16 protein-coding genes and 1 pseudogene are annotated in these 18891 nt (G+C 65.4%); 9 read left to right on the forward strand and 8 right to left on the reverse strand.

Translation table 11 applies throughout. From position 1 onward, the window contains the following. Positions 1-36 precede the first annotated feature (36 nt). Positions 37-945 carry a PaaI family thioesterase gene (locus ABIB06_RS00105; RefSeq protein WP_354047661.1) on the reverse strand — a complete coding sequence of 303 codons (909 nt, stop codon included), beginning with the start codon at positions 943-945 and terminating at the stop codon, positions 37-39. Positions 946-1091: 146 nt separating this feature from the next. Here ABIB06_RS00105 and ABIB06_RS00110 point away from each other — a divergent pair, with 146 nt between their 5' ends. After that, positions 1092-1409: a hypothetical protein gene (locus ABIB06_RS00110; protein ID WP_247339390.1), complete on the forward strand. Its 318-nt coding sequence runs from the start codon at positions 1092-1094 to the stop codon at positions 1407-1409. Between the two features lie 181 nt (positions 1410-1590). On the opposite strand, the gene ABIB06_RS00115 is transcribed toward ABIB06_RS00110, so the two are convergent. Both ABIB06_RS00115 and atzD read right to left on the reverse strand, forming a co-directional pair. After that, the gene (locus ABIB06_RS00115) at positions 1591-3060 is read right to left on the reverse strand and encodes an amidase (RefSeq protein ID WP_354047658.1); all 1470 of its coding nucleotides are present in this window, start codon (positions 3058-3060) and stop codon (positions 1591-1593) included. A 132-nt stretch (positions 3061-3192) separates the two neighbouring features. Beyond that, complete coding sequence (atzD, locus tag ABIB06_RS00120) at positions 3193-4296, reverse strand: cyanuric acid amidohydrolase (RefSeq protein WP_354047656.1); 1104 nt, start codon at positions 4294-4296, stop codon at positions 3193-3195. 299 nt (positions 4297-4595) lie between these two features. Here atzD and ABIB06_RS00125 point away from each other — a divergent pair, with 299 nt between their 5' ends. From ABIB06_RS00125 to ABIB06_RS00140, 4 genes are all read left to right on the forward strand, one after another. Beyond that, positions 4596-6929 (forward strand): Tex family protein, encoded by a 2334-nt coding sequence (locus tag ABIB06_RS00125; protein WP_354047654.1) that lies wholly within the window; start codon positions 4596-4598, stop codon positions 6927-6929. Between the two features lie 295 nt (positions 6930-7224). After that, positions 7225-7758 carry a hypothetical protein gene (locus ABIB06_RS00130; protein ID WP_354047652.1) on the forward strand — a complete coding sequence of 178 codons (534 nt, stop codon included), beginning with the start codon at positions 7225-7227 and terminating at the stop codon, positions 7756-7758. Positions 7759-7855: 97 nt separating this feature from the next. Then, positions 7856-8548, forward strand: a complete 693-nt coding sequence (locus ABIB06_RS00135) for a response regulator transcription factor (protein WP_354047650.1) — start codon at positions 7856-7858, stop codon at positions 8546-8548. Continuing rightward, entirely contained in the window at positions 8535-9611 is a 1077-nt protein-coding gene (locus ABIB06_RS00140) for a sensor histidine kinase (protein WP_354047649.1), read from the forward strand. Before ABIB06_RS00135 ends, ABIB06_RS00140 begins: the two co-directional genes overlap by 14 nt. Before the next feature lie 12 nt (positions 9612-9623). Here ABIB06_RS00140 and ABIB06_RS00145 read toward each other — a convergent pair whose 3' ends face one another. Both ABIB06_RS00145 and ABIB06_RS00150 read right to left on the reverse strand, forming a co-directional pair. Beyond that, the gene (locus tag ABIB06_RS00145) at positions 9624-9995 is read right to left on the reverse strand and encodes a response regulator transcription factor (protein WP_354047647.1); all 372 of its coding nucleotides are present in this window, start codon (positions 9993-9995) and stop codon (positions 9624-9626) included. Then, positions 9992-10858 carry a S1C family serine protease gene (locus ABIB06_RS00150; protein WP_354047645.1) on the reverse strand — a complete coding sequence of 289 codons (867 nt, stop codon included), beginning with the start codon at positions 10856-10858 and terminating at the stop codon, positions 9992-9994. The genes ABIB06_RS00145 and ABIB06_RS00150 overlap by 4 nt, the downstream gene beginning before the upstream one ends. A gap of 184 nt (positions 10859-11042) precedes the next feature. On the opposite strand from ABIB06_RS00150, the pseudogene ABIB06_RS00155 reads away from it, so the two are divergent. The 3 genes and pseudogenes from ABIB06_RS00155 to ABIB06_RS00165 form a co-directional block, all read left to right on the forward strand. Continuing rightward, positions 11043-11252, forward strand: a pseudogene (locus ABIB06_RS00155) (VOC family protein); the annotation flags it as partial. Between the two features lie 94 nt (positions 11253-11346). Next, positions 11347-12222, forward strand: coding sequence for a dihydrodipicolinate synthase family protein (locus tag ABIB06_RS00160; RefSeq protein ID WP_354047643.1), 876 nt, complete (start codon positions 11347-11349; stop codon positions 12220-12222). 118 nt (positions 12223-12340) lie between these two features. After that, positions 12341-14665 (forward strand): xanthine dehydrogenase family protein molybdopterin-binding subunit, encoded by a 2325-nt coding sequence (locus ABIB06_RS00165; protein WP_354047641.1) that lies wholly within the window; start codon positions 12341-12343, stop codon positions 14663-14665. Positions 14666-14772: 107 nt separating this feature from the next. On the opposite strand, the gene ABIB06_RS00170 is transcribed toward ABIB06_RS00165, so the two are convergent. Genes ABIB06_RS00170 through ABIB06_RS00180 form a run of 3 tightly spaced genes read right to left on the reverse strand, consistent with a single transcriptional unit; the run spans position 14773 to position 17993 of the window. Further along, complete coding sequence (locus tag ABIB06_RS00170) at positions 14773-15969, reverse strand: acyl-CoA dehydrogenase family protein (RefSeq protein ID WP_247339414.1); 1197 nt, start codon at positions 15967-15969, stop codon at positions 14773-14775. A 15-nt stretch (positions 15970-15984) separates the two neighbouring features. Beyond that, the gene (locus tag ABIB06_RS00175; RefSeq protein WP_354047639.1) at positions 15985-17133 is read right to left on the reverse strand and encodes an acyl-CoA dehydrogenase family protein; all 1149 of its coding nucleotides are present in this window, start codon (positions 17131-17133) and stop codon (positions 15985-15987) included. Positions 17134-17138: 5 nt separating this feature from the next. After that, entirely contained in the window at positions 17139-17993 is an 855-nt protein-coding gene (locus ABIB06_RS00180) for an enoyl-CoA hydratase (protein WP_354047637.1), read from the reverse strand. A 186-nt stretch (positions 17994-18179) separates the two neighbouring features. Between ABIB06_RS00180 and ABIB06_RS00185 the strand changes: the two genes are divergently transcribed. Continuing rightward, complete coding sequence (locus ABIB06_RS00185; RefSeq protein WP_354047636.1) at positions 18180-18782, forward strand: LemA family protein; 603 nt, start codon at positions 18180-18182, stop codon at positions 18780-18782. The last annotated feature ends 109 nt before the right edge of the window (positions 18783-18891 follow it).

Raw genomic sequence — 18891 nt, forward strand, 5'->3', positions numbered from 1 at the left:
TGTGGCCCGGGCCCCGGCCGTCAAGGGAAAATGCGCCTATTCCTCGTCGTTTCCGGGCGTCGGCCGCAGCATGAAATGGCCGAAGGCGGTGGCGATCGGCTTGTCCGCATCGTCCTGCCAGGCGCGCGCCTCGAAGGCGACGATGCGCCGGCCCTGCTTCACGATCGAAACGTTGGCGAACGTGTCGAGCGCGCGGCCGGAGCGCAGATAGTTGACGGTCAGTCCGATCGGCTTGGGCAATGCGGCCGCGCCGAGCTCGCGCGCCACTCCGAAGATCGCGGTGGTCTCGAGGAAGGCGCCGGTCATGCCGCCATGGATCGCGGGCAGGATCGGATTGCCGATGATCTTTGGCGAGAACGGCATCGTCAGTGTGCCGTCGTTATTGACGCGAATGCCGAGACAGCGCGCGAACGGGCTGTTGGCGAAGGGGCCCGCCGGATCGTCCGGCGCTTCCAGCGACGGGATGCTGGGCGAATCCATCCTGCGATCCGCGAGCATGTTGGTACGGTTGGCGCCGATCATGAAGCAGGCGGTGGCGGTCGCGACCGGATCGTCCTCGGATTCCTGATAGGCGGTGGAGCGCACGAAGGCGATCGAGCGCGTGGTGCGGTAGCAGACCGAATGCGCCTTGATGTCGAGGCCCGGCGTTGCCGGCTTCTGGTAGTCGATGCGCAGATCAAGCGTCGCGATGGCGCTCGTGCCGTCGAGCGCGAGCTGCACCGCCATGCCGCAGCTCTCGTCCAGCATCGCGGTGACGACGCCGCCATGCAGCACGCCGGTCTCGGTGTCGCCGACGAAGACGGGTCGGTAGGGCAGGCTGGACCAGGCCTCGCCAGGCGCGAAGCGGTCGAGCTGGAGCCCGCTGATATGTCCGTAATCGGAGCGGCGCCCCCGGATCGCCTCGGCGAGTTCCTCAAACGGAAGTGTGGTCGGTGAGCTGGACATGACGACGTTCTAGACCAGTGTCGGGTGCGGCGCAAAACCCCGAATGCGCGTCCACGGCAGGTGTGCCGGGTTTGGCCTCGACAGAGCGGGCCGAAGCAACGATGGTGGGCGCTTCGTCCTATCGACTAGCCGTAAGGAGTGTGCCCATGGCCGATCCCGAAACGCCCGCCACCAGCCAGGGGCCCGTCATCATTTCGACCTCGAGCTCGGAGCGGGCGCCGATCATCTATTTCGACGGCGCATCCTGCTTCGGCCACCACAACGGCGCGATCCAGATCGAGCTTGCGGCGAACCTGTTGATGCCGGTCGGTGCCGCCGTCAGGGTTGACGTCGTTCAGACCGCGCATCTGCGCTGCAGCGTGGCCGCCGCGCTGGCGCTGCGCGAAGCGCTCGAAAAGGCGCTGGCGATGTATCAGCAGGGCCAGCAGCAGCCGGCCGAGGAGATCCCGACGGTGAAGAACTGAAGCAGGCAACGTGATCGCAGGGGGCCTTCATGGTTCGAGACGCGCCGTAAGGCGGCGCTCCTCACCATGAGGGTCAAAGATCTCGCCGCGAGGATGACCTCATCCTGAGGAGCCCGCCAAAGGCGGGCGTCTCGAAGGATGGCCGCAAGCATATCGATTGTCGGATGCAGATAGCCTTCCTTCAGCTCACATGCACCTTCGGCTTTCTGCCTTCGTTCCACTTGCCGTCGAGCGCGCGCTCGATCTGGGCGGCGAGTTGCAGCAGGAGGCCGTCATTGGCCTGCTTCGCAATCGCCTGGATGCCGAGCGGCAGGCCGTGTTCCTGCGTGGCCATCGGCATCGATATCGCCGGCATGCCGCAGAGATTGGCGAGCGGCGTGAAGGCGAAGAAGCGCCAGAGATTGCCGAACCAGTCGAGCACGTCAGGATTGTCGGAGATGGTGAGATATTCCCTGGTGCCGACCTTCGGCGTCGGCAGCGCGGTGATCGGCGTCAGGATCACGTCCCACTGTTCGAAGAAGGCGCCGAAGGCGCGTGAAGTCGTGTTGAACACGCCTTGCATCTTCGCCCGCTCGGCAAAGCTCGTGTTCCGGCCGGCTTCCCAGATACGGATGTTCATGGGCTCGATGAGATCTTCCGGCGGCTTTTTCAGCCCGCGTGCGGCGAGCATGTTGGAGATCACCACGGCAAAATTCGAGATGTAACAGGTGGTCTGCGCTTCGAACGCGGCGCGGAAGTCGAGCTCGGGCAAGGCGTAATCGACGTGATGGCCGAGGCCTTCGAGGAAGCGGCCAGCTTTCTCCAGCTCGGCGGCGATCTCAGGCGTCGCGGTGTAGTCGCCCCAGGTGTGCGACAGCGCGATGCGAAGTTTTGACGGATCGCGCTTGATCATCTCGGAATAGGGCTGTGCCGTGGTCCAGAACGGCATGAATTCGCCCGGCGCCGCTCCCCTTGCATGATCGACGAAGGCGGCGGTGTCGCGCACGCTGCGCGACTGGCAGCCCTGGATCGAGACCAGCCCGGTGAGGTCCGACATGTGCGGGGCGAGCGAGAACACGCCGCGCGAGACCTTAAGACCGATATTGCCGTTGACCCCGGCGGGAATGCGGATCGAACCGCCGCCATCGGTTGCATGTGCGATCGGCACCACGCCGGCCGCGACCATCGCGGCGCTCCCCGCGGACGAGCCGCAAGTGGTGTAATCGGTATCCCAGGGATTGCGCGTGACGTAGACGGCCGGATTGTCCGCCGAGCTGCATACGCCGAATTCCGGCGTCGTGGTGCGTCCGATCAGGTTCAGCCCGGCCTGGCGGAATTTGGCGGTCAGGAACGTATCGGCCGCGGCGCGATTGCCGCGCATCAACAGCGAGCCCATTTCCTGGAGCCGGCCCTTCATGGTCGGGCCGAGGTCCTTCATCAGGAAGGGCAGGCCGGCGAACGGCCCGGCGAGATTGGCGCCGTCCTTGGCCGGATCGGCGATCACGTCCTCGAACAGCTCGACCACACCCGACAGTGCCGGATTGACCTTGGCGACGCCCGCAGCGGCCTGGCGGGCCAATTCCTTCGCCGTCAGCTCGCCCTTGCGGACGCGCGCCGCCAGTCCCACGCCGTCGTGCTGCGCCCATTCATTCCAGCTCATCGGGAAAGTCATGCGATCCAAACCTCTTCGTGCGGCGCCATCTTAGTTTCGCACAGGAGCACTTTAAACAACTGAGGCGACGCGAAGGGCAGGGTTGCGCCGGATGGAGAGGTCGGCTGCAAACCCGCATTGCATGCGGATGCATCAATTCGAGAGCTTTGCGATCACCGCGACCGGCCCGCCGCCGGCCGGCCCCTGATGCTCGGCCCCGCCGGAGACATAGATCGCGCCGGTGCCGGCGAGGCCGGCAATCAGGCCGCCGACGGCGGCACGGGCGTGGCGCGTCGAGCTGATGTCGGTATCTTCCAGCATGGTGTGGCGGAAGCAGCGCACGCTGCCATCAGGCGAGGCCTCGGCCTTGGCGAAGATGTTGACGAGCTCGCGGCCCGTCGTCGCGACGTCCAGCCCGACGCTCTCCAGCGCGGCAAGCACGGCGGCGGCGTCGATGGCATCGCTCATCACAGCATGCCCGATCTCGAATTCGCTCGTCGATGACATCGCGTTGCCGAGCACGATGACGACGTTGTGCATCAGCTCGATCCCGGACGAAGTCGAGGCGACCCTCGAGAACAGATCGTAACGTTGCAGCACGTCGTCGTCGCGAATGTCGGAGGCGATCTCGCCGAGCGCGACCGCAACCCCGAGCGCGGAGGCGCCGCGCGAATAGGCCATCGAGCTGTAAGCGCTGGTCGTCACCGTCTTGTTGCCGCGCGCGTTCGCCGCCTCGACGCGATCGCTGGTGAGCAGCGGGCACTTGATCTGCACGAAATGGATGTCGGTGGGGTCAGCAATGCCGGCATCCTCCATCGCGGCTTTCACGGCCTTGGCCGTCTCCGTGATCTGCGCGGAGCGGCCGAGCTCTTCGGGCAGGAAATCGCGGATGTGCGCCATGCCGATGCTCAGGCGTTTGCCTGATAAGCCTGCCGGTCGCTGCGGGACGTCCTGGCGCGTGAACACAGTGATGTGCGGGCTGAGCACGCCCTCGGTGCCGCCGGACATCACGAAAGCGATGCGCTGCTCGACCTCCTGCGGCGACAGGCCGAGTTGCGGCGCCAGCGCCGCGCACAGCGCGGCAACGGCATATTCCCGGGTAAAATCGTTGACGCCGCCATTGCCCTCGGTCTTGCCGAGGATGGCCAGGATGGATGTCGGATCGATCGCGCCGGAGGCGATCATGTCCAGGAGGCCGGAGACGTCGCCGGGGCCTTTGGTGGCAATCCTGATCACGCCGACCGATGTCGTCCGCATTGCTCGTCCTCATGGGAGTTCGATGGTCCGGCTCGTGAAACAGCCGTCGAACCGGGGCGCCTGTCAAGGTGTCGAGGCTATCCTCCGACGTCGTCCTGAACGCCAGGAAGACGGCGGAATATGTGCGCCGTTTGCGGCGTCCCCACGATTGTGGCGAGATCGCATCGCTTCGACAAAAAAATCCCTTGTCGACGGCCGCTCGCCGCACCTTGATGAATCAGCCCCGGTTGGTCCATAAGCGGCGTCCCGCAGCCGGTGGTTAGCCGCCGCGGTGCGTGCTTGGATAGAGGGGTTCTCGCGTGGCAAATATCAACCAGAAAATTGCGCAGGAGCTTGGGGTTCGGGCGGAGCAGGTCGAGGCGACGGTGACGCTGCTCGATGGCGGCGCCACGGTTCCCTTCATCGCCCGATACCGCAAGGAAGCGACCGGCGCGCTCGACGACGCGCAATTGCGCACTCTGGAAGAGCGCCTGGGTTACCTGCGCGAGCTCGAAGACCGCCGCAAGGCCATCCTCGAATCGGTCCGCGAGCAGGGCAAGCTCGATGCCGCGCTCGAAGCCTCCATTCTCGCTGCCGACAGCAAGGCGCGCCTCGAAGACATCTATCTACCGTTCAAGCCGAAGCGCCGCACCAAGGCGGAGATCGCCAGGGAAGCCGGCCTCGAGCCGCTCGCCAATCAGCTCATGGCAGAGCCCACCAACGATCCGAAGGTGGTGGCGGAAACCTTCGTCAATGCCGAGAAGGGCGTTGCCGACGCCGCTGCGGCGCTCGACGGCGCCCGGGCCATCCTGGTCGAGCGTTTCGACGAAGACGCCGACCTGATCGGGAGCCTGCGCGAGGAGGTGTGGACCAATGCGCGCATGGCCTCCAAGGTGCGTGACGGCAAGAAAATCGAGGGCGAAAAGTTCGCCGACTATTTTGAGTTCTCCGAGCCGCTGACCAAGCTGCCCTCGCACCGTATCCTCGCGATGTTCCGCGGCGAAAAGGAAGAGATCCTCGACCTTCAGATTCAGGCCGAGGCCGAAGCATCGCCGCCGGGCGTGCCGAGTGCCTATGAGCTGAAGATCATGAAGCGGTTCGGCATCGCCGACCTCAAGCGCGCCGGCGACCGCTGGATGATCGACACGGTGCGCTGGGCCTGGCGCACCAAGATCCAGGTGCATCTCAACATCGACCTGCGCATGCGGCTGTGGAATGCGGCCGAGACCGAGGCCGTGCGCGTGTTCGCCTCCAATTTGCGCGATCTATTGCTGGCCGCGCCCGCCGGCACCCGCGTCACCATGGGGCTCGATCCCGGCTTCCGCACCGGCGTCAAGGTCGCCGTCACCGACGCGACCGGCAAGGTGGTCGATACCGCTGTGATCTATCCGCACGAGCCGCAGCGGCAGTGGAACGAGGCGCTGGCGATCCTCGGCAAGCTCGCGCTGAAACATCGCGTCGAGCTGATCGCGATCGGCAACGGCACCGCCTCGCGCGAGACCGACAAGCTCGCGGGCGATCTCGTCAAGGGCCTCGCCGAACTGAAGATGACCAAGATCGTGGTGTCGGAAGCCGGCGCCTCGGTCTATTCGGCCTCGGCCTTCGCCTCCGAGGAATTGCCTGATCTCGACGTCACCCTGCGCGGCGCGGTCTCGATCGGCCGCCGCCTCCAGGATCCGCTCGCTGAGCTGGTCAAGATCGAGCCCAAGGCGATCGGTGTCGGCCAGTATCAGCACGATCTCGGCCAGGCCAAGCTCGCCAAATCGCTCGATGCAGTGGTCGAAGACTGCGTGAACGCGGTCGGTGTCGACGTCAACACCGCCTCGGCGCCGCTTCTTGCCCGCGTGTCGGGCGTGGGCTCCGGCCTTGCCTCGAGCATCGTGGCGTACCGTGACGCCAACGGCCCGTTCAAGTCGCGCAAGGCGCTGAAAGACGTGCCGCGGCTCGGACCCAAGGCGTTCGAGCAGTGCGCGGGCTTCCTGCGCATCGTCGGCGGCGAGGATCCGCTCGATGCCTCTGGCGTGCATCCGGAAGCGTATCCGGTGGTGCGTCGGATTCTTAGCGCCACCAAGAGCGACATCAAGGCGTTGATCGGCAGCAGCGAGATCGTGCGCACGCTGAAGCCGAAGGATTTCGTCGACGAGACGTTTGGTCTGCCGACCGTGACCGACATCCTGCGCGAACTCGAAAAGCCCGGCCGCGATCCGCGTCCGGCGTTCAAGGCCGCGGTGTTCATGGACGGCGTCGAGGAAATCAAGCACCTCAAGAAGGGCATGATCCTCGAGGGCACCGTGACCAACGTCGCCGCGTTCGGCGCATTCGTCGACATCGGTGTGCACCAGGACGGCCTTGTGCACATCTCGGCGATGTCCAAGACCTACATCAAGGATCCGCGCGAGGTGGTGAAGCCCGGCGACATCGTCAAGGTGAAGGTGCTGGACTTCGAGGTCGCGCGCAAGCGCATCTCGCTGACCTTGCGTCTCGACGACGAGGTCGGCGCCAAGGAGGCGCCCGGCATGCAGCGCGACAACAGCTCGCGCAACCCCTCCCGCATGACCTCGTCCGCACCGCGCCAACAGGAATCTTCCGGCGGCGGCGCCCTCGCCGAAGCGCTGCGCCGTGCCGCCGAGAAGAACGGCGGCAAGCGGGCGTGACGTCTTAACTTCTCTCCCCGTCCTTCTGCGGGAGAGGTGAGCCGCTCGACGTATGGCGAGCTTCATCCGTGTCGTCATTGCGAGCGAAGCGAAGCAATCCAGTCTGCCTGCGTGGAGGCACTCTGGATTGCTTCGTCGCGAGGGCTCCTCGCAATGACAAGGAGAGAGCGCGGGTCCGCCTTTCTAACTCCCGCGTCAGAATCTGGCGCATTTGTAAGTTGAAGGTGAGGGCGGGTTTTCCTCATCTGAGCCTCCGGAGTGGCGAGACCATCGCCGCGACAAGGAGGATACTTAGATGAACAACAGGCTTCTCACAGGCATCGTCGCAGCGGCAGTTGCTGCGACGCTGGCGGTCGCCTCGCCCGTTCTCGCCCGCGGGGGCGGCGGTGGTGGCGGACACGGCGGTGGTGGTTTTGGCGGTGGCGGTTTTGGCGGCGGGGGGATGCACGCCGGCGGTATGGGCGGCGGTGGCATGCACTTCGGCGGCATGGGCAGTGCTCACTTCGGTGGCATGGGCGGTGCTCACTTCGGTGGCGCCCGCTTTGCTGGCTCGCCGATGGCGGCCCACGCTGCCTTTGGGCCGCGCTTTGCCGGTGCGCCACTAGCGACCCGCGCCGCCTTCGGGCCGCGTTTCGCCGGCGCCGGCTGGCACGGCAGGCCCTTCATCGGCCGGCACGCATTTTTCTTCCGCCACCATCGCTTCCACCGGTTCGCCTTCGTTGGCGCCCCCTTCTACTACGCCAATTATTATGACGACGGTTGCTGGCGCAGGAACTGGACGCCCTATGGGCGGCAATGGGTCAATGTGTGCGGAGACTCTTGGTACTAGCATCGCCGTACCGCACCATTGTCGCGATCGTCATCGGGCGGTTCCGCTCAGCCCCGGAACGGGATAGTCTGATGGCGATCGTCGCGCGGAGTTTGTCATGACCGGAGGTCACCGCCGCATTCTGGTCGTCGAGGACGATGCGGAAACCGCAGGCCAGCTCGTCGAGGAGCTGACGATTTCTGGCTACGACGTCGATCTCGCCGCCACGGGGCGCGAAGCCCTCAGCCACGGCGCCGCGCGCGACTATGCCGTGATCACCATCGACCGCATGCTGCCCGACATCGACGGCATCACCGTGATGCGCCAATTGCGCGACGACGGCATCGCAGCGCCGTTCCTGATCATCTCGGCGCTGGGCGAGGTCGACGACCGCGTGCGCGGCTTGCGCGCCGGCGGCGACGACTATCTCGTCAAGCCGTTCTCTTTCGTCGAGCTTCTGGCGCGGCTGGAGGCACTCGGCCGCCGCAGCGACACGGTCGCCAAGGAGACGATTTTGCGGGTCGGCGATCTCGCCATCGACCTGATCGCGCGCAACGCCAGCCGCCGCGGCCGGAAGATTCCGCTATTGCCGCGCGAGTTTCAGTTGCTCGAATATCTCGTCCGCAACGCGGGCCGAGTCGTTTCCCGCGCGATGCTGCTCCAGCATGTCTGGGATCTGCACTTCGATCCCTCCACCAACATCATTGACGTCTATGTCGGCCGCGTTCGCCGCAAGGTCGACGATGCCCAGGCCTATCCGCTGATCCACACCATCCGCGGCATCGGATATTGTCTCCGTGCTCCTGGTTAAAACGCTCCGCTCCTCGACCTTCCGCCTGGCACTGATCGCGATCGCGGCATTCGGGCTGATCGTCGCGGCGATCATGGCCTATGTCTATTTCGGCACGATCGCCTATGTGAAGAGTCGCGTCGGCGATGCCGGCGGTCACAGCGGCTTTACCGCGATGATCGAGCTCGCAATGGCCGCGGTCGCCGTGCTGTTGCTGGTGCTCGCCGGCCTTGCCGCGGTGCTGGTCACGCGCCGCACGGTCGGGCGGATCGAGGAGATCAACGCCACCAGCCGCGCCATCATGATGTCCGGCCTCGATCAGCGCATTCCCTTGCGCGGCAGTCACGACGAGTGGGACCGTGTCGCCGAAAACCTCAACCAGATGCTCGACCGCATCGAGACGCTGATGGGCGAGGTCAAGCAGGTCAGCGACAACGTCGCCCACGATCTGCGCACGCCGCTGACGCGCATGCGAGGCCGGCTGGAAAAGGCCTATCATGCCTCGCGCAACGGTGAGTCCGACGCAGCGCTGATCGGTGACACCATCGCCGATCTCGACGCGGTGCTCGGCATGTTCGCCTCCATCACCCGCATTTCGGAGATCGAGACCCGCGCCCGCCGTAGCGCGTTTCGCACCCTCAATCTCGCCGGGATCGCCGGCGAGGTCGTCGAGCTCTACGATGCCGCCGCCGAACAGGTTGCGACCCGGCTCAGCCTGGATGGCGACCGCGAGATGGCGATCACGGGCGATCGCGACCTGCTGTTCGACGCCATCGCCAATCTCGTCGACAACGCGATCAAGCACGGCTGCAAAGGCGGGCAGGTGAGCGTCACCTGCCGCAGCGCCGACGGCGGTGCGACGATCGCGATCGCCGACGATGGTCCGGGTATTCCCACTGAGGAGCGCGATCACGTGTTCAAGCGCCTCTACCGGCTCGAACAGAGCCGCTACACGCCGGGCAACGGTCTGGGCTTGAGCCTGGTGGCGGCCGTTGCCGGCCTCCATGGCGCCGAGATTGCGCTGCATGACAATGCGCCGGGCCTCACGGTCCGGCTAAGCTTCCCCAAGACGTCGGCGCAATGAAGCCCGATCGTGTCAAAGCTCGATCACGCCGCGCCGTGCCGCATGCGCGACCGCATCGGTGCGGCCGGTGGCATCGAGCTTGTCGAGCAGCGAGCCGACATGGAACTTCACGGTGTGCACGGAGATGTTGAGCTGACGCGCGATCATCTTGTTGGAGCCACCTTCCGCCATCAGCGCCAGCACGTCGAGCTCGCGCTGCGTCAGCGCGATATCGCCGGGCATGATGCGCGGATCGCGGGTGACAATCGTCGCCGTGGCCTTCTCGCCGGGTCCGGCGAGGCGAAGCCCGGCGATATTGCCGAGCAGAGCCGCCAGGCGATCGGCGAGGGCGGGATCGTCGATCTCCAGGGACAGCACGATCTCGGGCGCGATGTCCTCGCTCACGCCTCGGGCCTCTCGCCGACCGTGACCTTGAAGCTGACCGGCTCGCCGCCGCGGCGCGCGGCCACGTCGACCACCGCTCCGACGCTCGCCGGACCCAGCGTCCGCGACAGCGCACGTACGCCTGACAGTTTCTGGTCGTTGACGGCGACGATGACGTCGCCCTGGCGGATGCCGGCCGCGGCCGAAGGTCCGGTCTTGTCGACGTTCATCACCATCGCGCCGACGCCGTCGTCGAGCCGGACCGGCTGGAGTCCGAGGCCGAGATATCCGCGCGCGATGCGGCCGCGCGCCTCCAATTGCGCCGCGACCCGCTCGATCGTCGCTGTCGGGATCACCAGCACACGCCTCGGGCCGAGCACGGCCATGCCGAAGGCTTCGCCCGATGCGTCGAGCGCGAGGCCGCCCTGTTGGCTGGAGCGCAAGCGGACGTCGAGCTCGATCCGCGCGTCGATGTCGCCGCCGCGCAGGCTGCGCCAGCTCTTGCCGGACGCTGATACCATCCCCAGCGCGGCGCTCGGCGTATCGCGGTTGGTGGCGATGACGACCGACAGCGCGCCGAGGGGCGGGACCGTTGTGGCCAGCTTGACCGGGGCAAGCGCAGTATCGGCGCGCAGCAGTGCGATATCGGTTGTGTGGTCGCGGCCCGCGATCGTGGCGGCCACTCGGCTGCCGTCGGGGAGGCCGATCTCGACTTCGCCCTCGTCGGCCAGCGCCTCGTCGGCGGTGATAATCAGGCCGGGCTTCCAGACGAAGCCGGTGGCGCGGGCGCGATGTGAATGTACGGCGACGACGGACGGCGCGGTGCGCGCCACCACATCCGCGAGTGCGGACGACAGTGAAGACAGCGGAGTGGGGTCGGTCATGGCAGGCTCCTGTAAGCTGCCCCCAATCTGGGATGTCGCGGCGGATTGTGAAACTGGCCGGATGGCCAGGAAAGCTGATCTGGAAAGCTGGTCCGTAAGACCACGGCCGACGAATATGTGATTGGGAGCCGCTCACGCGAACGTGTTGCAATCGCGAAATTGCGCCGCTTCCACGATTTTCAGCGAGCCACGCAATGCCCCCGGCCTTTACCACACCGCATTGCTGATGCCGACACGCAAGGACCTCGCGCGCTGGCTGGTGCACGCCGCCTCGTATCGGGTGCCGATGTCGGGCTTCGCCGATCACCTCGTCAGCGAGTCGGTCTAGCTCGACGACCCCGAGGGTAACGGCATCGAGGTCTATGCCGACCGCGTGGAGGCCGTCGATCCCTGGGGCACGCGGGCGCGGCTGATCAGGGTTTGATCGCCGGCGCGAGCGTTGGTAAGACCGGTCAGGCGTTAGCCAGTTTCCGGGATTCACACCTGCCATGTCCGACTTTCACGGCGTCTTTCCCTATCTCGTCTCACCTGTCGATGCCGATGGCGCGGTGCGGACGAACGTGCTCAGCAGGCTCTGCGATGATCTGATCGGCGCCGGCGTGCACGGCCTGACGCCGCTGGGCTCGACCGGCGAGTTCGCCTATCTCAACGCCGTGCAGCGCACGGCGATCGTGCGGACCACGATCGAGGCGGCGAAGGGACGTGTGCCTGTTGTCGCGGGCGTCGCCTCCACCTCGACGGCGGACGCGGTGGCACAGGCGAAAGCGTATCAGAAGCTCGGCGCCGACGGCATTCTGGCGATCCTGGAAGCGTATTTCCCGCTCGCCGATGCGCAGATCGAATCCTATTTCCGCGCCATCGCGGATGCCGTGGACATCCCCGTCGTCATCTACACCAATCCGCAATTCCAGCGCTCCGATCTGACCCTCGATATCATCGCGCGCCTCGCCGAGCATCCGCGCATCGGCTACATCAAGGACGCTTCGACCAATACCGGCCGGCTGCTCTCGATCATGAACCGCTGCGGCGATGCCTTGCGGGTGTTCTCGGCCTCCGCCCACATCCCGGCCGCGGTGATGCTGATCGGCGGGCTCGGCTGGATGGCGGGCCCTGCCTGCATCATCCCGCGCCAGAGCGTGGCGCTTTACGATCTCTGCAAGGCCGGCCGCTGGGACGAGGCGATGGCGCTCCAGCGCAGGCTGTGGCGCATCAATGAGGCTTTTGCCCGCTTCAATCTCGCCGCCTGCATCAAGGCCGGGTTGGCCATCCAGGGCTATGACGTTGGCGATCCCGTCCCGCCGCAGGCCGCTCTCACCGCCGATGCGCGCAAGGTCGTGGAAGCGGCTTTGCGGGAGCTTGCCTAACCGCCCTCCCCGACATGACGAATCCATGGTGCGGCCGCCCAAAACCGCGGCTGGTCTCGCCTGTCCCGATCCGCTAAAAGGCAGCCCGCATTTCAAGAGACTTCAAGGACCCCACGGAATGAACATTCTTCCCGGCAATTTGCGTTTCGGAGCGGGGCAGCCCGTCAAGCGTTTGGAAGATCAGCGGCTGCTCACCGGGATGGGGCAGTTCATCGACGACAAGCCGGAAGAGGGCGCGCTGTGGTTGTACCTGCTGCGCTCGCCGCACGCCCACGCGAAGATCGTCTCGATCGACACCGGCGCCGCCACTGCGATGCCCGGTGTGACCGCGGTCTATACCGGCGCCGACCTCGTCAAGGACGACGTCGGCGTCATCCCGACGCTGAGCATCTTCAAGCGCCCCGATGGTAAGCCGATGACGGTGCCGCCACGCCGCCTGCTGGCGCACGAAATCGTGCGCTACGCCGGCGAGGCCGTGGCCGCAGTGGTGGCTGCCTCGCGTGCTGACGCCCAGAGCGCGGCCGAAGCGATCGTTGTCGAATATGACGTGCAGCCGGCGGTGGTCGATCCCGTCGAGGCGGTGAAGCCCGGCGCGCCCGTGGTGTGGCCGGAGGCACCCGACAACATCGTCGGCGCGATGGCTTACGGCGATGCCGCCAAGGTTGGCGAGGCTTTTGCCAAGGCGGCGCATACTGTCGAACTCGATCTCGTCAGCCAGCGTCTTGTGCCGTCGGCCATGGAGCCGCGCTCGACCATCGCCGAGATCGACAAAAAGACCGGGCGGCTCCTCTTGCACGTGCAGTCGCAGACGCCGGCCTCGACCCGCGACGTGCTGGCCGAGGCCGTGCTGAAGCGTCCCAAGGACAGCGTGCGCGTGCTGGTCGGCGATATCGGCGGCGGCTTTGGCCAGAAGACCAATCTCTATCCGGAAGACGGCATCGTCGCCTATGCCGCGACCAAGCTGAACAAAAAAATCCGCTGGCGCGGTGACCGCACGGACGAATTCGTCGGTGGCACTCATGGCCGCGATCTGACCTCGACCGCTTCCTTCGCGCTCGACGAGAAGGGCAAGGTGCTGGCCTATCGCGTCAGCTCGATCGGCTGTACCGGCGCGTATTCCTCGGGCGCGGCCAACATCATTCCGCTGGTGCTGGGGCCGTTCGTTCAGACCGGCGTCTACGATTTGCCGCTGGTGCATTTCGAGGTGAAGTCGGTGATGACCCACACCGCGCCGGTCGGGGCCTATCGCGGCGCCGGCCGTCCCGAAGCGGTCTTCATCGTCGAGCGCCTGTTCGACGCTGCCGCGCGGAAAATCGGCATGGATCCGCGCGCGATCCGCAAGGCCAATTACATCAAGCCGGCGCAACTGCCCTACACCAATGCGGCGGGACAGGTTTACGATTCCGGCGCCTTCGCGCACATGCTCGACCGTGCCGTGAAGCTTGCGGACTGGGACGGCTTTGCCGCGCGCAAGAAGGCGGCGAAGAAGAAAGGCCTGCTCTACGGCCGCGGGCTCACCTCCTATATCGAATGGACCGGGGGCCGCGCTCATACCGAGAAGGTCAGTATGCACGCGACCGCGCAGGGCCGCGTTGTCCTGCATTCCGGCACCATGGCGATGGGGCAGGGGTTGCAGACCACCTACACCCAGATGATCTCCGACACGCTCGGCATTGCCATGGACAAGATCGACGTGGTCCAGGGCGACACTGATCTGGCAACAGGCTTTGGCAGCGTCGGCTCGCGTTCGCTGTTCGTCGGCGGCACGGCGGTTGCGGTCTCCTCCAACGATTTGATCCAGAAGGCGCGCGAGAAGGCGGCGAACGTGCTGGAGACCTCGGTCGAGGACATCGAATACCAGGGCGGCATGCTCACCGTGGTCGGCACCGACCGCCGCATCAGCCTGTTCGATATTGCCGAGAAGGAGAGCGGCGCAAAGCTCAGCGTCGATTCCGAAGGCGAGGTCGACGGTCCGAGCTGGCCGAACGGCACGCATATCTGCGAGGTCGAGATCGATCCCGAGACCGGCGTGTCCAAGGTCGTGCGCTACACCACGGTTGACGACGTCGGCGTCGCCGTGAACCCGATGCTGGTGACGGGGCAGATCCATGGCGGTGTCGCGCAGGGAATCGGCCAGGCACTGTACGAGGGCGTGTCCTATGATTCCGACGGCCAGCTTCTCACCGCGAGCTACCAGGACTATTGCATCCCGCGCGCCGACGACGTCCCGCCGATCGTGGTGACGCTCGACGATTCCGCGCCCTGCCGCACCAATCCGCTCGGCGCCAAGGGCTGCGGCGAATCCGGCGCCATCGGCGGCCCCCCTTGCGTCACCAACGGCGTGATGGATGCGCTCGCCGAGCTCGGCATCACCCAGCTCAACACGCCCCTGACGCCGCAGAAGATCTGGAAGGCGATCAGGGATGCGAAGGTGGCGGGTTAATACCGTCATTGCGAGCGCAGCGAAGCAATCCAGAATCCCTCCGCGGAGGCAGCCTGGATTGCTTCGTCGCAACGGCTCCTCGCAATGACGGGTGAGAGGGGCGCGCGCTAAATCCCCAGCATCATCTTCGCAATAATATCGCGCTGGATCTCCGAGGTGCCGCCGAAGATCGTGTAGGCGCGGCCGTTGAGATATTCCGGCACCACCGTCAGCATCTCCTCCGGCATCGCCGGCTCGTGGTTGAGCCTGTAGAGCGGGCGCATCGGCTCGACCGCGAGCGCGTCGTGGCCGATCACATCGGCCCCCAGCCGGGTCACCGCCTGGCGGATTTCGCTGTTGCGCAGCTTGAGGATCGACGACACAGCGCCGGGATTCTGCCCGGTCTGCAGCGCCGACAGCACACGCAACTCCGTCATCTCCAGCGCGTCGATGTCGACCTCGACCTCCGAGATGCGCGTCGCGATGTCGGGACTGTCGATCGCGCGTCCCGTCAAATCCGACTCGGCAAGCTCCGCAATCGCCTTCAGCCCTTCGCGCAGCTTCGCCGACGCGATGCCGGAGCCGCGCTCGAATTCGAGCAGGTACTTGCCGTAGGTCCAGCCCTTGCCTTCCTCGCCGACGCGGTTGGCCACAGGAACGCGCACGTCGTCGAAGAACACCTGGTTGACCTCGTGGTCGCCGCCGATGGTGAGGATGGGGCGCGTCGTGATACCTGGCGCATTCATGTCGATCAGGACAAAACTGATGCCGTCCTGCTGCCGCGGGCCGTCGCTGGTGCGCACCAGCGCGAACATGCGGTTGGCGTGATGGGCATGCGTGGTCCAGATTTTTGTGCCGTTGATGATGTAGTCGTCGCCGTCGCGCACCGCCCGCGTCTTCAGCGAGGAGAGGTCGGAACCGGAGCCCGGCTCGGAATAGCCCTGGCACCAATAGTCCTCGCCGGAGAGAATGCGCGGTAGGTAGAAGTTCTTCTGTTCAGGGCTGCCGAAACCGATGATGACGGGCCCGACCATCTTCACGCCCATCACGTTGACGTTCGGCACGCCGGCGCGCGCGCTTTCGGTCTCGAAGATCCAGCGCTGCGCCGGCGTCCAGTCCGGCCCGCCATGCTCGACCGGCCAGCCCGGCGCGCCCCAGCCTTGCTTGTGCAGCGTGCGCTGCCAGGCCATGCCGATATCGGGGTCGGAGAACACCGACGGTGTCAGCGCCGTCGCGCGTTTCATCTCCTCGGTGAGGTTTTTCGCAATGAAGCCGCGCACCTCGTCCTGGAAGGCGCGCTCCTCAGTGTTGAACGACAGGTCCATGATGCGCTCCTTGTGTCAGGCAGGCACGACGTTGCGGCCGAGCTGGGCGTGGCGGCCATAATGGTGAGCGCTGCCGCCGAACAGAGTGTCGAAGGCGACCAGCCGCTTGAAATAGGCGCCGACCTCGAGCTCCTCGGTGACACCCATGCCGCCGTGGAGCTGGATCGACTGCTCGCCGATAAAGCGCGCACATCTGCCGATCTTCGCCTTCGCGCCCGACGCGGCCCGCGCGCGCTCGACTGGGTTGGCATCGACCTTCAGCGCGGCGCGCAGCGCCATCGAGCGCGACTCGTCGACCTGCACCGCCATGTCGGCGAGGCGGTGGCGGATCACCTGGTTGGCCGAAAGGGGCCGGCCGAACTGCTTGCGGATTTTTGTGTACTCCAGCGTGGTCTCCAGGAGCACCTGCATGATGCCTACGGCCTCGGCGTCGAGCGCGGCCATGGCGCGATCGACGGCCCATTCGATCGCGGGCAGCGCGTCGTGTCCGTCACCGAGCAAGGCGGCTTGCGGCAGTTGCACGTCCGACAGTTCGATATTGCAGCCGCGCCCGCCGCCCAGGCGCTCATAGTCGCTGACGGCAACGCTCGGCGTCTTTGCCGGCACCAGGAACAGGCCGATCCGGCCGGAGGGGCCCTGATGATCATGGATATGCGCGGAGACGATAATCTCGCCGGGGGCGTGGCCGTCGAGCACCGCAACCTTGCTGCCGGAGAGTCGCCAGCCTTGCGCCGTCTTGTTGGCAATGGTCGCGACCTTGGCGAGATCGAACCGCGCCGCGCGCTCCGAATGCGCAAAGGCGAGTTTCAGCGATCCGTCGGCGACCTTCGGCAGGATTGCCTGCTTCTGCACCGTGCCGCCGCATCGCTCGACCAGTGCTGCGCCAAGCACTACCGTTGCGATATACGGCTCCGACACCAGCCCGCGGCCAAAGGCTTCCGTCAAAATGCCGATCTCGACAGCGCCGCCGCCGAGCCCGCCAAACTCTTCCGCGATCGGCAACGCCAGCCAGCCCAGCTCGGCGAATTGTTTCCACACCGCGGGGCTGAAGCCGAGCGGATCGTTCGCCATCTTGCGGCGGTGATCGGCATCATAGCTTCCGGCCACGAAGCGCTCCGCGCTCTCGCGCAGCAGACGTTGCTCGTCACTGAGATTGAGATCCATCGTGTCTACTCCGCGGCTGCCGGCGGCTTGCGCACGGAGGGATGCAGGCCGGATGGATCGACCACCATTCCGAATTCCTTAAGATTATGGGCGTGGCAGAGCTGATGCAGCGCAAAGGCCTGGTCGATCGCCGCCGGCTGGCCCATCACATCGACCGAGCGGTTCACGGCTTCCTTGGTCAGCTTCAGCGCAAAGGACGGTTTTGATGCGATTTTGCGCGCCAGCGCCAGGACGGCGGATGAAAGATCTGCGCGCGGTACGACCCGGTTGACCATCCCGAGTTGATGCGCCTCTTGTGCACTCCAGCTATCGGCGGTGAACAGAAACTCCTTGGCCTTGCGCGGGCCGAGCTCCCAGGGATGCACGAACCATTCGACGCCGCAGACGCCCATGGTGACCACGGGATCGCAGAACTGCGCATCGTCACTGGCGACGATGAGATCGCAGGCCCAGGCCAGCATCAGGCCGCCGGCGATGCACTTGCCGTGCACCTCCGCAATTGTCGGCTTGGCGAGATTGCGCCAGCGCCGCGTGATCTGGAGATAGATCTCCTGCTCGCGCGCGAAGCGGCCATGGGCGTTTGGTTCAGCGAAGCCGCCCCAATTTCCGATCGGCGGAAAATCGACACCCGCAACATTCTTGCTGCCGGGGCGCAGATCATGCCCTGAGGAGAAGTGCGGACCGTTGCCGGCGAGAATGATCACCTTGACCGCATCGTCCTGCACCGCCTCATCGAACGCGGCGTTGAGATCGTAGGTCATTTGCAGGTTCTGCGCGTTGCGCGCGTCGGGCCGGTTCATCACGATCCTCGAGATCGCCGGCTCCGGCCTCTCCACGAGGATGGTCTCGAACGAGGTCATTGCGTTCCCCCCCGGCGTTTCCGTCTTGGTATTATTGTTCTCTTGAGTTGACTATTACAGCCGGGATTAAGCAAGAGGCTTGCGTAAATCGGCTGCTTTTCGCAAGCCTCAGCCTGGATGCAAGATGTCTGGCATCTCGCGCACGCAATCTGGTAGTTTGCGCCCGATTCCACCGGGAGAAATTTGATGCGCAAGATCCTGACCGTGCTGGCGGCGTTGGCCTCGCTGGGCCTCACCAACTGCGGCTACAACGCCATCCAGAGCGAGGACGAGCAGATCAAGGCCAACTGGTCCGAAGTCGTGAACCAGTATCAGCGCCGCGCCGATCTGGTGCCCAACCTCGTCAACTCGGTGAAGGGTTTTGCTCAGCAGGAGAAGGACGTGCTGCTCGGCGTCACCAATGCCCGCGCCAAGGTCGGCAGCATCCAGGCGACGCCCGAGGTGCTGAACGATCCCGCCGCATTCCAGAAATTTCAGGCCGCCCAAAGCGAGCTCTCCGGCGCGCTGTCGCGACTGCTCGTGGTCACCGAAAACTACCCGCAACTCAAGTCGGATGCGCTGTTCAAGGATTTGATGTCGCAGCTCGAAGGCACCGAGAACCGCATCACGGTGGCGCGCAATCGCTACATCAAGGCGGTGCAGGATTATAACGTCACCATCCGCTCATTCCCGAACAACCTCACTGCGATGATGTTCAGCTACAAGGAGAAGCCGAACTTCTCGGTCGCAAACGAGAAGGAAATCTCGACCGCACCGAAGGTCGATTTCAATCCGGCGCCCTCGAAGTAAGTGCGTTCGATTTCGCGCATGCGCCCAACCCCGACCACAGCCGTCATTCCCCGCGAAGGCGGGGAATCCAGTACGCCGCGGCTCCTCGGTTCAAGCGCTGCTGCTTCTG

The organism is Bradyrhizobium sp. LB8.2 (assembly GCF_040548035.1).
Lineage (GTDB): Bacteria > Pseudomonadota > Alphaproteobacteria > Rhizobiales > Xanthobacteraceae > Bradyrhizobium.